The sequence below is a fragment of the Fusicatenibacter sp. genome (assembly GCF_977045365.1).
The window spans coordinates 1-13,556 of record NZ_CDRRUH010000036.1 but is presented as its reverse complement, the minus strand read 5'-3'; the positions used below and the strand labels follow the sequence as shown (position 1 = coordinate 13,556).

At 50.1% G+C, this 13,556-nt stretch carries 15 protein-coding genes; 7 read left to right on the top strand and 8 right to left on the bottom strand.

The window, feature by feature from the left end; translation table 11 throughout:
• Positions 1-47 precede the first annotated feature (47 nt).
• Positions 48-2,516 (bottom strand): cation-translocating P-type ATPase, encoded by a 2,469-nt coding sequence (locus ACY2VW_RS09060; protein WP_461877842.1) that lies wholly within the window; start codon positions 2,514-2,516, stop codon positions 48-50.
• Between the two features lie 215 nt (positions 2,517-2,731).
• Positions 2,732-4,474: an Rqc2 family fibronectin-binding protein gene (locus ACY2VW_RS09055; protein ID WP_461877841.1), complete on the bottom strand. Its 1,743-nt coding sequence runs from the start codon at positions 4,472-4,474 to the stop codon at positions 2,732-2,734.
• 150 nt (positions 4,475-4,624) lie between these two features.
• Here ACY2VW_RS09055 and ACY2VW_RS09050 point away from each other — a divergent pair, with 150 nt between their 5' ends.
• The 5 genes from ACY2VW_RS09050 to pgsA are packed head-to-tail and all read left to right on the top strand — an operon-like array spanning position 4,625 to position 7,664.
• A complete protein-coding gene (locus ACY2VW_RS09050) occupies positions 4,625-4,903 on the top strand; it encodes a DUF370 domain-containing protein (protein ID WP_055218332.1) in 279 nt (92 codons plus the stop codon).
• The gene (gene gmk / locus ACY2VW_RS09045; protein ID WP_022461423.1) at positions 4,896-5,510 is read left to right on the top strand and encodes a guanylate kinase; all 615 of its coding nucleotides are present in this window, start codon (positions 4,896-4,898) and stop codon (positions 5,508-5,510) included. Before ACY2VW_RS09050 ends, gmk begins: the two co-directional genes overlap by 8 nt.
• A gap of 15 nt (positions 5,511-5,525) precedes the next feature.
• Positions 5,526-5,804 (top strand): DNA-directed RNA polymerase subunit omega, encoded by a 279-nt coding sequence (gene rpoZ, locus ACY2VW_RS09040; protein ID WP_022461424.1) that lies wholly within the window; start codon positions 5,526-5,528, stop codon positions 5,802-5,804.
• A gap of 1 nt (position 5,805) precedes the next feature.
• Positions 5,806-7,131, top strand: a complete 1,326-nt coding sequence (rimO, locus tag ACY2VW_RS09035; RefSeq protein ID WP_461877852.1) for a 30S ribosomal protein S12 methylthiotransferase RimO — start codon at positions 5,806-5,808, stop codon at positions 7,129-7,131.
• A complete protein-coding gene (gene pgsA / locus ACY2VW_RS09030) occupies positions 7,128-7,664 on the top strand; it encodes a CDP-diacylglycerol--glycerol-3-phosphate 3-phosphatidyltransferase (protein ID WP_055228244.1) in 537 nt (178 codons plus the stop codon). The genes rimO and pgsA overlap by 4 nt, the downstream gene beginning before the upstream one ends.
• Before the next feature lie 116 nt (positions 7,665-7,780).
• On the opposite strand, the gene ACY2VW_RS09025 is transcribed toward pgsA, so the two are convergent.
• A complete protein-coding gene (locus ACY2VW_RS09025; RefSeq protein WP_022461427.1) occupies positions 7,781-8,080 on the bottom strand; it encodes a hypothetical protein in 300 nt (99 codons plus the stop codon).
• Positions 8,077-8,439, bottom strand: coding sequence for a hypothetical protein (locus tag ACY2VW_RS09020; RefSeq protein ID WP_055217741.1), 363 nt, complete (start codon positions 8,437-8,439; stop codon positions 8,077-8,079). Before ACY2VW_RS09020 ends, ACY2VW_RS09025 begins: the two co-directional genes overlap by 4 nt.
• 137 nt (positions 8,440-8,576) lie before the next feature.
• Between ACY2VW_RS09020 and ACY2VW_RS09015 the strand changes: the two genes are divergently transcribed.
• A complete protein-coding gene (locus ACY2VW_RS09015) occupies positions 8,577-8,726 on the top strand; it encodes a hypothetical protein (protein WP_172680771.1) in 150 nt (49 codons plus the stop codon).
• An 89-nt stretch (positions 8,727-8,815) separates the two neighbouring features.
• Here the strand turns inward: ACY2VW_RS09015 and ACY2VW_RS09010 are convergent, their stop codons facing one another.
• The 4 genes from ACY2VW_RS09010 to purF form a co-directional block, all read right to left on the bottom strand.
• Entirely contained in the window at positions 8,816-9,100 is a 285-nt protein-coding gene (locus ACY2VW_RS09010) for a chorion class high-cysteine HCB protein 13 (RefSeq protein ID WP_461877840.1), read from the bottom strand.
• A gap of 90 nt (positions 9,101-9,190) precedes the next feature.
• The gene (locus ACY2VW_RS09005; RefSeq protein WP_022462361.1) at positions 9,191-9,433 is read right to left on the bottom strand and encodes a helix-turn-helix transcriptional regulator; all 243 of its coding nucleotides are present in this window, start codon (positions 9,431-9,433) and stop codon (positions 9,191-9,193) included.
• 146 nt (positions 9,434-9,579) lie between these two features.
• On the bottom strand, positions 9,580-11,280 hold the full coding sequence (locus ACY2VW_RS09000) for a S8 family peptidase (RefSeq protein ID WP_461877839.1): 1,701 nt from the start codon (positions 11,278-11,280) through the stop codon (positions 9,580-9,582).
• Positions 11,281-11,397: 117 nt separating this feature from the next.
• A complete protein-coding gene (purF, locus tag ACY2VW_RS08995; protein WP_461877838.1) occupies positions 11,398-12,834 on the bottom strand; it encodes an amidophosphoribosyltransferase in 1,437 nt (478 codons plus the stop codon).
• A 267-nt stretch (positions 12,835-13,101) separates the two neighbouring features.
• Between purF and ACY2VW_RS08990 the strand changes: the two genes are divergently transcribed.
• A partial coding sequence (locus ACY2VW_RS08990) for a nucleotide-binding protein (RefSeq protein ID WP_461877837.1) occupies positions 13,102-13,556 on the top strand: 455 nt, incomplete at its 3' end.

Below are 13,556 nucleotides of genomic sequence, written 5' to 3'. Positions count from 1 at the left end.
AAAAACTTCCAACGCTGTACGGCATTTTTGATGTTCGGTTTTACATTTTATTTCGCTTTTCTCGCTTCCCGTTTCCGCAGGAAGAAAATTTTCTGCTTCCGGTAAAAAGAGGAAATGGAATCCACGAGGATGCTCAAATATCGCAGAACCGGCTCTGTTGCGACAGAGAATACGACCAGCAGCATGATACATTTTCTGGACATATCCGAGATGGCAAACAGCTGATTTAGATAGGTGCTGCAGAAGATAAAGGCGACGATCGAGCCGATCAGGATCGTCCAGCGCATCCAGTTGAGCGGCTTGCTGATCCGGTAGAGAATCATAAAACCGACAATGGCGAGCAGCACGGTGGCGGCGGTCGAAATATCTTCCGAGCCGACCGCAAATTCCTGGCCGAAGACGACGAGTGTTGCGACCATCAAAAAGTCGGTCAGCGCCGCGGGCAGGGCCCGTGTCAGAATGTTCGTGATAAAGTGGCCCTCGATCCGGTTTTTGTTCGGCATCAGCGAGAGCAGGAAGCCTGGAATACCGATCGTAAACATACTGATCAGCGAGATCTGGGACGGCTCCAGCGGATACGTCACCATCGAGATCAGTGAGAAGATGGACAGCAGGAACGAGAAAATGTTCTTTACCAGGAACAGCGTTCCCGAGCGCTGCAGGTTGTTGACAACGCGGCGGCCTTCCAGTACGACAGAAGGCATCTTCGAAAAGTCGTTGTCCAGCAGAACGAGCTGTGCAGCCTGTGCGGCAGCGTCACTTCCGGATGCCATCGCAACGGAGCAGTCGGCATCCTTTAATGCGAGCACATCGTTGACACCATCGCCGGTCATCGCAACGGTCTTGCCGTTTTTCTTTAAAGCCTGGACAAACTGGCGTTTCTGGTCTGGTGTGACACGGCCGAACACGGTGTATTTCAGGATTGCTTCTTCGAGCTCTTCCGGTGTCTTTAGAGTGGAAGCATCAATATAATCCTCTGCGTGTGCAATCCCTGCCTGGCGGGCAACCTCAGATACCGTTACCGGAGTATCACCGGAGATGACCTTGACATGGACACCCTGATCTTCGAAATAGCGGAACGTTTCCGGTGCTTCTTTTCGGATCGGATTGGAGAGAAGCACGTAGCCAAGCGGTGTGACACGGCCGGAGAGTGCTTTTCCATCCGGTACAGTTTCGGATGTGCCGAAGACGAGGAGACGGAATCCCTTTGAGGTATACGCTTCAATTTCACTCTGATAGCGTGCAAAATCATCGCGGAGAACGAACTCCGGGGCACCGAGCACGTAGGAGACATCCGAAAATGTCACACTGGAATACTTGAATTCCGAGGAGAACGAAGTCATCGAAACGGCAGTTCTGCCGTTGTTGTCTTTAAAATATTCTTTCAGTGCCGCCATAGTAATGTTGTCGTTTGACATGGCAGATGCGAAATCACCGACCGCAAGGGAAAGCTCTTCTTTCTGCGGTGCGGGAGCATTTTCGCCGGATTCTGTATCAGGGACTGAACTGGAGCCGACCAGAATCAGATCATGTACTTTCATATTTGTCTCGGTGATGGTTCCCGTCTTATCGACACAGAGCACGTTGACGCGAGCCAGCGTCTCGATACATTTCATATCATGCACGAGAACCTTCTGCGAAGCCAGCCGCATAACGCTGACGGCAAGGGCAACGCTCGCAAGCAGGTAAAGACCTTCTGGGATCATGCCGAGTACGGCGGCCACCATCGAGGTAATGCTCTCACGGAACGTTTCGTGGGAGACGAAAAACTGCTGGCCGAAGAGCAGAAGACCGATCGGAATGATCAGAATGCCGACAAACTTTACCAGCTTGTTGAGGGAGCGGATCATCTCGGACTGTTCGCCCTCTTTCATGGCCTTTGCCTCGAGGGTCAGACGGGAAATGTAGGAATCTTCACCGACCTGGGTCAGACGGCTCTTGCAGCTTCCGGAGACGATAAAACTTCCGGACATCAGCTCGTCGCCCGGGCGCTTGGTAATCTCATCGGATTCACCGGTAAGCAGCGATTCGTTGACCTGTACCTCACCTTCAAGCACGACGGCATCAGCGCAGATCTGTTTTCCTGCGGTAAATACAACAATATCATCGAGTACGAGATCCTCCGCGGCGAGTGTTACCTCAGCCCCGTCACGGATCGCAGCAGCCTTCGGCGCGTTTAAAACAGACAGCTTTTCCAGCGTCTTTTTCGCCTTGATCTCCTGTACAATACCGATCAGCGTGTTCGCGATGATGACCGGCAGAAACGTAAGATCCCGGAACGAACCGGCAAGGATCAGAAAGATGGCAATAATCAGAAAAATCAGGTTGAAATACGTACAGACATTGCTCTTTACGATCTCGGCCGTTGTCTTGGACGGAGGTTCCACCGCGCGGTTGGTCCAGCCGTTCTCGCGGTACTCGGCAACCTGCTCGGCGGAAAGACCTTCGGAAGGGTCTGCCTCATAGCGCGTCGTTGGAACACGGCGGTGAATGATTTCGGGAATTGTTTTGTTCATAACAGTTATATTCCTCTCCGGCTGTCCTGATAAAGAAGAGACAGCCTCACTGTGGGTTGTTTGAAAAAGATCACGTCTGGAATCTTTTTCCATACTAAGAAGTATACCATAGAGCATCGAAAAAGAAATGAAGGAAGTATTAAATTTTACGAAAAAAAGACTTTTCGCAAAGAGGAACAGATAGGAATATGCGAAAAGTCTTTTGTGTTCTGAATTTAGTCCTGTACTTCCTGAAGATTGCGGATGTTCGGTTCCGCCATCATGGAGTAATTGGTGTAATAAACAACGAAGCCCGGTTTGCTTCCGTTCGGTTTGCGCAGGTTTTTCTTTAAGGTGTAGTCGATTTCCACCTTCGGTGCCTGTCTGCCTTTCGAGTAATAGGCGGCGAGAGCAGCGGCCTCTTCGTAGACGGAATCCGGCAGCTCTTTACCGTTCGTCTTTACGATGACATGGCTGCCCGGCTGGCCTTTCGCGTGGAACCACCAGTCGTTGCCGGAGGCGAATTTAAACGAAAGTTCCTCGTTCTGGAAGTTGTTCTTGCCGACATAAATGTCAAAGCCCTCGGAGGAGCGGTAGTGGAACGGATGGGAGGTGATTTTCTGCTTTTTCCCTGCCGGTCCCTTGCGGCGGATGTAGCCGTACTCGATCAGCTCTTCTTTTAACTGCACCAGATCCGCCTCATCGAGCGCAATATCAAGCGCCGTGCTGATGGATTCGAGATGGTCGATTTCCTCTTTCGTCTCGACAAGAAGTTCCTCGAGTGCCTCACGGGTCCGCTTCAGCTTTCCGTAGCGGTCGAAGTATTTTTTCGCATTTTCGCCGGCAGAGAGCGTTCCGTCGAGCGGAATCGTGATTTCCTCGCCGTTATAGTAATTGACGGCTTTCAGCGAAGTATCGCCCGGCTGGCAGCTGTAGCCGTACGTATTTAAAAGCTCACCGTAAATCCGGTATTTTTCCCGCTTGTCGGTGTCTTTTAACTGTTTCTGCTGCAGGTCGTATTTTTTGACATTCCGTTCGAGTGCGGTATTGACGACACGGCGCAGATCGGAAGATTTCTGACGGATGCGGGTGATGCGGTTTTTCATGGCATAGTATGTTTCCAGTACACCGGAGATCGAATCGTATGTTTCCTCCCGCAAATCCTGATACTGCGTCAGTTTCAGTGCGGAAAATTCTTTCGGCTCATCGCCCTGGTATACGATGTTCGGCGTAAATGCGCCGTTTTTGATATCTTCAATCAGATAAGAGAAGGTGCGGAACAGATGAAGCTTCGCATTTTCTTCGAGTGCATTGACCGCAAATCCGCCGTCGATGCCGGCGCGGCAGCAGACTTCCTCCGCCATCAGCGGGCTGAAGCCGGTAAGGGAAGTGTAGATTGCCTTTGCGGCAGCCATCGGTTTCGTGCAGACGAAATCGAAAAATTCTTCTTCTGTGATCGTGAGCGGATCTTTCTTATCCTGCGTGTGCGGAATGAACCAGGTGCGGCCCGGAAGAACCTCACGGACAGAACTCATGTTGGCGGAAATATGTTTGATACTGTCAAGGATCGTATTGTCCTCCTGACAGAAGATCAGGTTGCTGTGTTTTCCCATGATCTCCACAATCAGCTTCTTGCGGCAGATATCGCCGAGTTCGTTCAAATGCTCGAGCTCAAAAACAAGAATACGCTCGAGTCCCGGCTGGGTAACGGAGAGAATGCGGGCGCTGCCGATGTGTTTGCGGAGCAGCATACAGAAATTCGGTGCGGTCATCGGACCGGGCTTATTGTTGTCCGTCAGGTAGATCAGCGGAAGCGATGCACTTGCCGAGAGGAGAAGACGGTAAACGGTACGGTTGTTTTTTATTGTAATCATCAGCTCGTCGTTTTCCGGCTGTGCGATCTTGTTGATCTTTCCGCCGACGATGGTCTGATTCAGTTCCTGTGCAATATTTGCAATGGTAATTCCATCAAAAGCCATAGAAAAATCTCCTTTGTTTGAAATTCTAGTATTTTCATTATAATACAGAAAAAAAGATTTGACTAGGCTTTCTGAATGAATTATAATAAATCCGTATGGGTAGATGTATTTTCTGAAAAAGACTTCAGAAGGTACAGGAAAGGACGGATTGTGGCAAAACTGATCAACATCGGATTCGGCAATGTCGTAAATTCGGATAAAATAATAGCAGTGGTGAGTCCCGAGGCGGCGCCCGTCAAGCGTATGGTGCAGCGTGCAAAGGAAAGCAACCGCATCATCGATGCGACGCAGGGAAGACGCACGAAAGCAGTGCTCATCACCGGAGAAGAATTTATCATCCTTTCGGCTTTGCAGCCGGAAACGATCAGCCGCAGATTCAACGGCGGCTGGGAAACAGAAAAAGAGCGAGGGGAATCTGAAAATGAGTAGAGGAATACTTACTGTAGTATCCGGTTTTTCCGGAGCAGGAAAAGGAACACTGATGAAACGCCTGATGGAGGAGTACGACAACTATGCGCTGTCAATCTCCGTCACCACAAGAGACCCGCGTCCGGGCGAGGAAGACGGCGTATCGTACTTTTTCCGTACAGAAGAAGAGTTTGACCGCATGGTAGAAGAGGATGCCTTCCTCGAGTATGCGCGTTACGTAAAACATTCCTACGGAACGCCGAAGGCATACGTAGAGGAACAGCTGGATGCCGGAAAAGATGTTCTGCTTGAGATTGAAATCCAGGGAGCACTTCAGGTCAAGGAAAAACGTCCGGACACCCTTCTTGTGTTCATCACACCGCCGACTGCCGAGGAGCTGGAACGACGCCTCCGGGGACGCGGAACGGAAACAGAAGAAGTCATCAAAGGCAGAATGGAGCGTGCAAAAGAGGAAGCACAGGGCATGGACCAGTACGATTATGTCCTGATCAACGACGACCTCGAAACCTGCGTAAAACAGATGCATGAGACCATTCAGAGCCAGCATTTCATGAGCAGCAACCAGAAAGACTTTATCGAACAGATGAAAAAAAGTCTGGAAAAATAGAAAGGAGCATTTATTATGATTCATCCATCTTATCAGGAACTGATTGCAACTATTAACGAGGGCCAGGATCTGGATGAGGCACCGGTTGTCAGCAGCCGTTACTCTCTGGTACTTGCAACAAGCAAACGTGCAAGACAGATCATCGGCGGAGCTGAACCGCTTGTAAAAGTGAAAAAAGGCATGAAACCGCTCTCCATCGCCGTAGAGGAGATGTACAAAGGAGAGGTTACAATCCTTCCGGAATCTGAAGTTGAAGCGGAAGAGGAAACAAAAGAGGAGCCAGTAATTGAATAATATGAAAATTCTGTTTATTTCCCTTGGATGCGATAAAAACCTGGTAGATTCCGAGCATATGCTGGGTCTTCTGGTAGAGCATGGTTTCGAGATCACCGATTCCGAGGAAGATGCAGAGGTTATCGTGATAAACACATGCTGCTTTATCCACGACGCCAAAGAAGAAAGCATTCAAAATATTCTTGAAATGGCGAAGTACCGTACAGCGGGAAGCTGTAAGGTTCTTCTGGTAACGGGCTGTATGGCAGAGCGCTACCGCGATGAAATCATTGAGGAGATTCCGGAGGTTGACGCCGTACTTGGAACGAACAGCTATGACAAAATCCTGGATGCCATTCAGGATGTCCTCGGCGGCGACCGCTTCCAGGAGTATGCCGATCTGAAAGGACTGCCGAAAATTGATGCACAGCGCGTTGTAACGACAGGAGGCCATTACGAATATCTGAAAATCGCAGAGGGCTGTGACAAGCACTGTACCTACTGTATCATTCCAAAATTGCGCGGACCGTACCGCTCTGTTCCGATGGAGGAGCTGGTGGCAGAAGCGAAGACGATGGCAGAACAGGGTGTCAAGGAGCTCGTTCTCGTTGCACAGGAGACGACCATTTACGGTATCGACCTGTATGGAAAGCCATCTCTTCATGTGCTGTTAAAAGAACTCTGCAAAATTCCGGAGCTCTACTGGATCCGGATTCTGTACTGCTATCCGGAGGACATCTATCCGGAACTTGTTCAGACGATGAAGGAAGAGCCGAAAGTCTGTCACTACCTGGATCTGCCGATTCAGCATGCCAACGATGAGATCCTGCGCCGCATGGGCCGCAGAACCTCCCAACAGGAGCTGATTGACAAAATTGATTTCCTGAGAAGCGAGATACCGGATATCACACTGCGCACCACACTGATCACAGGATTCCCGGGAGAGACAAAAGAGCAGCACAAAGAACTCCTCGAGTTTATCAACGACATGGAGTTCGACCGTCTCGGCGTATTCACCTACTCTCCGGAGGAGGGAACACCGGCTGCTGCGATGGAGCATCAGATCGACGAGGAGGTAAAACTGGACCGTCAGGCAGAACTGATGGAGCTGCAGCAGGATATCTCTGCAGAACTCGGCGAGCGCAGGATCGGCCAGGAGCTTCTTGTCATGATCGAGGGCAAAGTGGCGGATGAGGATGCCTATGTGGGCAGAAGCCAGGCGGACGCACCGGGTGTGGACGGCTATGTATTTGTCAATACACCGGAAACACTCGTATCCGGCGATTTCGTAAGAGTGAAAATTACCGGCGCTCTGGAATATGATCTGATAGGAGAGATAAGCCAATGAATTTACCAAACAAATTAACGATTCTGCGGGTAATTATGATTCCGTTTTTCGTGTTTTTCCTGCTGTCTGGCGTGGGCGGAAGCGCGTCCAAATGGATTGCGCTGGTAATCTTTGCCGCTGCCAGCATCACGGATACTCTGGACGGCTACATTGCAAGACGTGACAATCTGATTACCGATTTCGGAAAGTTTATGGATCCGCTGGCAGATAAGCTGCTGGTATGCTCTGCACTGATCTGCTTTGTAGAGCTGGACAAGCTTCCGGCGTGGATGGTTATTATTATCATCGCAAGAGAATTTATCATCAGCGGTTTCCGCCTGGTTGCTTCGGACAATGGAATTGTCATCGCAGCAAGCTGGTGGGGAAAATCGAAAACAATCAGCCAGATGATTATGATCATTCTTCTGATCGCCGACATTCCGGCACTTTCCGTGCTGAATACCGTGCTGATCTGGGTTGCACTGATTCTGACCGTTGTTTCTCTGATTGATTACCTGGTAAAAAATAAAAACGTGCTTTCCATGCAGAACTAAACGGGAAAAGGCACAGAAAAAAACGCTGACCGGTTTGGAATTCCAGACCGGCAGCGTTTTTTGTTGCCAAGCATATCAATAATTGGTCCAGTGGACCAATTTTGATTTGTAGTTTTTCAGCGTTTTTTCCCGGAAGCAGCGGAGCGGAAGAGGCGGACCATCTGGTCAATTTTTGCCGCTTCCTGTTTGGATTTTCCGGCTTTGATGGCAGAGATGATCAGGTCCGCCTCGGAGGCGGAAAACTGTGCGCCGCCCTGATTTCCCTGCATCAGGGAGAGAAGAAACGGCATCATTTCCGCCTGGGATTTTCCGCGGCTCTGGGAGGCCATCTGCTGCAGTGCCTGAAGCCGGGCGAAGTCAATTCCGGAAAGAGAGGGGTCCTGCGACCAGTCGTTTTGCTTATCATCCGAACTCATAGCAGATCCTCCTCATTTCCGGGATTTATATTCTGAAGCATCTGGACCATCTGCATGGTCTGAAACATCTGGGAGAGAAGATCCCGCTGCGGACCGGCGGCAAAACGGGAAATATCCTGCAGCATCTCAAGCGGAGAGACGTGCGGGGCATCCACAGACATCATGGAAAGGTCGGCCGGACGGGAAAAAAGCTGAATGGTCCGCTGGAGCTCGAGCCATTTGCTCAAAATCGCAAGGGAGGGCTGCAGGCCGAAGGAGGCGTAGGGAATGGCAGCCTTCAGCATCTGAAGCTGATCCTGTGCGATCATCTGGTCCAGCGGTGTCATCTGTTCCACATTTTGTTCCTGTTCCTGATTCAAATTAAGATCCTTCCTGGCAGCATTCCTGCATTTGTCTTTTTATTTCTCTTTATCTTATGTTCCAGGCCGGAAAAAATGACAGAAGGCGGGAAAAAACATATGATAAGAGGAAGAAAGAAAAAGGAGACCGCCGGAAAATGGATGGAAAAGAAACAGCAAAAAGAAAACAGGTACTCGAAGGGAATGCCTTTTATGAAATAGATCTGGAATGTATGAGGAAAAAAGAAAAAAGAGAAGAGATGGAAAAGCGGGAAAGAGAAGCACGGAAACCGAAACGGTTTCGCTGAAAGAGAATTCTGGTGAAAAAAGGCCCCGGGGCGGTTGATCCGCACCCGGGGCTTTTTCTGCCCGAACATCTGGGAGGACTGAAAAAAGGTCAGCAGCCGCATCCACAGTTATTGCTGTTGCCGCATCCACAGCCGTTGTTGTTCCATCCGCCGCAGCAGAACAGAAGAATCAGAACGAGCCAGCAGTCGGAATTGCAGCCATTGTTGCTGTTTCCGCATCCACATCCGCCGCAGCAGGAGAGGAGAAGCAGAATCCAGATAATACTGCAGCCATTGTTTCCGAACAGGTTGTTGTTGGAAACACCGCATCCATTATCGCAGCCACAGCCGTTGTCACATCCGCATCCACAGTTTGTAGCAGCTAAATCACTCATGTTTGTTCCTCCAAAGGAATCATTTTGCTTACAATTCATGATATGAAAAGCTGCAGCTTCGGGTTACTGTTAAAATGAAAAAATCAAAGACTAAAGACTGCGTCCCTGAAAATCAAACAATTCTTTGACCGGAATATCGAGTGCCTCGGCGATATCGAACAGAAGATTCAACGAAATAGAGGTTTTTGTGTTTGGCGCTTCGATATTGCTCATATGGGTACGGCTGATATGTACCGCCTCGGCAAGTTCTGCCTGCGTCATTCCCTTTGCTCTTCGGTAGTAGGCAATCGTAAGTCCAAGAAGGCGAAGATCGTTCAAGCGTTCGTAATTCATAGTCAGGAATCCCCCTTTTAGTTTTATAATTATAATGATAATACGTAATGATACAACGGAAAACAATCAAAAACAAGGCAGTTGCACATTGAGAGTTTGCAACAACAAACGGATATACCATAGAAGCAAACCTGTGAGCGGGAAAATCAGTTTGTCATAAGGCTTGTGAAGCTCTGATATAATTGCAGTCTGCCGTATCCCCATTCTCTGCTCGGGTAAGTAATGGTATCAGTTCGGTCTGCGCCGCGGATCAGATAGTTTTTCAGCTCCTGTGCCGTAAAATAGCGGGAAGGTGTGCGCTGAACGCCCCATTGAAGAAAAAGAGCGGCAGCGCCGGATGTAATGGCAGCGGACGCACTGGAACCGCTGAAATTTACATAGGATCCGGCCGGCCCCGGTCCGGTAACGGAAACGCCGGGAGCAGCAAAGTCTGGTTTGATTTCGCCAAGCCGCGTAAAGCCGCGCCCGGATTCCGGCGAAAAGCTGTTGCTGGAGGCCTGATACGTGGAAGGGGACAGAACAGGGACCGTGGAGGATGGTGTTGTCAAGGTTGTGTACGGGTCCGGTTCCAGAAACGTTACATCGGACGTGGAAAAGCCGGTGACAGGAAGCCAGATATGAAAATCCGGCGGGGACGGAAAGGCGCGGTAAACCTGAAGCGTCCAGATGCCGGGTGTCGGATCCATCATGCGGATCAGGATGAGCTGGCTGCCGGTTGTGGTCTGGACAACCTCGTAGTTGACGTAGATTACGGTGCGCGCCAGGACGAAAGTGATCCGCTGTTCCTGATTTAAAGAGACGGGAATCCGCGGAATTGTCTCACCGCCGGGAGAGCGGAATCCGACAGAAAAAAGCTGCGGAGCCTGTCCCCAGAGTTCCAGAACAAAACCGCGGTTTCCCTCGGAAACAAGAAACTCTACATTTTTCGGGGTGTAAGTTTCAGACACAAAGCCATAATAATGATGTGCAGCGTTTCCTTCATTGCCGGTTGCGCAGACGGGAATCACACCCGGTGTATTGCCGTAGCGCGCCAGGGTCAAAGAGACGGGAAGCGTACCGGAGTGACTGCCCTGATTCGTTCCGAGTGCCAGACACAGGACGAGCGGTTTTCCCTCCGCGGCAGCGATTTCGTTTAGAAAACGCATGGCGGCGAGAAGGTCATCTTCCTCAAAAACAGGAGCATTGGAGGAGACAAGATAAAAATCTTTCAGGTTCTGTTTGGCGGGTTTCAATTTGACAACGGCAAAATCCGCATCCGGTGCCGCACCAAGAAATCCGGCGGAGGGATCTGGAGTGCCGCCGGCGACTCCTGCGATATATGTGCCGTGGCCGTCAGAATCGGTTACAGGGACAAGGGAGAGCGGATCACTGCTTTTCAGCGCAGCGTCAAGATCGGATTTTGTATAGAGACTGCCGTAAGGAAACTGCACCGGAGGTGTTCCTGTGAGGTCTGTCTGATCCCAGACGGCGAGAATCCGGCTTTGGCCGTTATGCTGCAGAAACGCAGGGTGGCGGTAATCGATGCCGGTGTCCAGAAATCCCAGGATCACATTTTTCCCCGTGTACCCGCCGCCATAGAGATTCTGTGTCTGTACAATGCCGGACACCTCCAGAGAAAGCGTGGAAAGCGGAGTGAAAAGTTTCGGGAGACCGGTAAAGGGAACTGCGCCGAAGAGATTTTCCGGCAGCAGACTCCGCTCGAGAAAGAGGACCGAATACTGCGGATTGAGCGGAAGAAGGGCGCTTGACTCTGGAAACAGCATCTGGTACCGCTCGGACTGTGCCACGTAATTCTGGATCAGAATGTTGATGTAATCGTTGGAATAAATGATGTCTGTAAGATCCATAAAGAGATCCTTTGTTTTTGATGCTATTGTATGCAAACATTACGTCAAAGTATGCATGAAACAAAAAGCCCCCCTTACCTGACGCAGTGTCTGCGCGGTAAGGGGGACGAAATAGAATCAGCTTTCGAGAAGAGCGCTGATATCCTGTTTCGGTACTTCCATTGGGTAATGGCTGTCGAAGCATGCACGGCAGATCGGCAGATCGCCGACCATGTTCTGGAGTTCCCCGATCGGCATGTAGCCAAGAGAGTCGGCTCCGATCTGCTGGCGGATCTCCTCCGTGGAGTGAGAGCTTGCGATCAGCTGTTTGTTCGAAGGAACATCGGTGCCGAAATAGCACGGATACAGGAACGGCGGAGAGCTGATACGGACATGGACTTCGGTCGCGCCGGCTTTGCGGAGCATCGTGATCAGGTTGGAAATCGTTGTTCCACGGACAATGGAGTCGTCGACGAGCACGATCCGTTTTCCTTTTACAACAGATTCGAGAACGCTCAGTTTGATTTTGACGCTGGATTCCCGTTCCTTCTGGGTCGGCTTGATGAAGGTACGGCCGACATAGCTGTTTTTGTGGAACGCAAGACCGAACGGAATGCCGGATTCTTCGGAATAGCCCTTTGCGGAGGCAAGTCCGGAGTCCGGGACACCACAGACGAGGTCTGCATCAACCGGGTAGGTCTTTGCGAGAGTTGCACCGCCGCGGATTCTGGCTTCGTAGACACTGATATTGTCTATTTTGCTGTCGAGGCGGGCAAAATAAATATATTCAAAAATACAATGCGCTTTTTTTACGTCAACCGGCATAAATTCGGATTTCAGATTTCCGGTTTTGTCAAACGTTACAATTTCTCCCGGAGCGACATCGCGGACGAATTCGGCGCCGATCGAAGTGAGGGCGCAGCTTTCTGAGGCGAGAACCCAGGCGTTGTCCCGTTTTCCGATGCAGAGCGGTTTTAAGCCATATGGGTCGCGCACGCCGATGAGTTTTCTCGGGCTCATGATGACAAGGGCATAGGCGCCGCGGATTTCTTTTACCGTGCGCAGAATCGCTTCTTCTACCGTTTTGGAATGAACGCGTTCCCGCGCAATGCCGTAGGCGATGATTTCAGAGTCAATCGAAGTGTGAAAAATTGCGCCGGTGTTTTCCATCTGCTCGCGCAGTTCCATAGCGTTGACCAGATTTCCGTTGTGCGCAAGGGCGAGGGAGCCTTTCAGATAATTCAGAACGAGCGGCTGTGCATTCTCTACGGTAGTGGAACCGGTGGTAGAGTACCGGACATGGCCGATGCCGATATTGCCGGACAGCTCTTCTAATTTGGATTCTTTGAAAACTTCGTTGACAAGGCCAAGGCCCTTGTAGAATTTCACATGGCCTTTTGGACCGCTGGTGTCAGAGACGGCAATTCCGCAGGACTCCTGTCCTCTGTGCTGCAGGGCGGAAAGGCCATAGTAGATCGAAGGACTGACGTCGGCACCATCCAGATCGTAAATGCCGAAAACACCACATTCCTCCCGGAGACCGGTATCATAACAATTGTTTGACGATGGCTGCATAGGTATTCTCCTTTTTTCAGTTGTAGACCTGCATGTTTTAAAAACATTGATTATCATACTCATTTTTGCGGATGATGTCAAGAAAATCGTGATATGTATAAAATAAGATGCAGAAATTTTATATTTCGTGGAAAATGTCGAAAATAACAAAAAATAGTAAAAAAAAGTTGCATGAAATTCGAGATGTGTTATAATGCGTTTGTATTTTTTATGAGAAAAACCAACGACGGAAAAGAAAATCAGAAGAGAAAGCAGGAGGAAATCAATATGGCAGTAAAATATGTCTTTGTGACAGGCGGAGTAGTATCCGGCCTTGGAAAGGGAATCACGGCGGCGTCCCTTGGACGGCTTTTAAAAGCCAGAGGATACAAAGTGACAATGCAGAAATTTGACCCGTACATCAACGTTGACCCGGGTACGATGAACCCGATTCAGCACGGCGAGGTTTTCGTTACCGATGACGGCACAGAGACAGACTTGGATCTTGGCCACTACGAGCGTTTCATTGACGAGAGCCTGGATAAAAATTCCAACGTGACGACCGGAAAAGTATACTGGTCTGTTCTGCAGAAAGAACGCCACGGTGATTTCGGCGGAGGCACCGTACAGGTCATTCCGCACATTACAAACGAAATCAAGAGCCGTTTCTACCGCGGAAAAGAAGTAGACGAGGAGCGTATTGCCATCATTGAGGTCGGCGGAACCGTCGGCGATATCGAAAG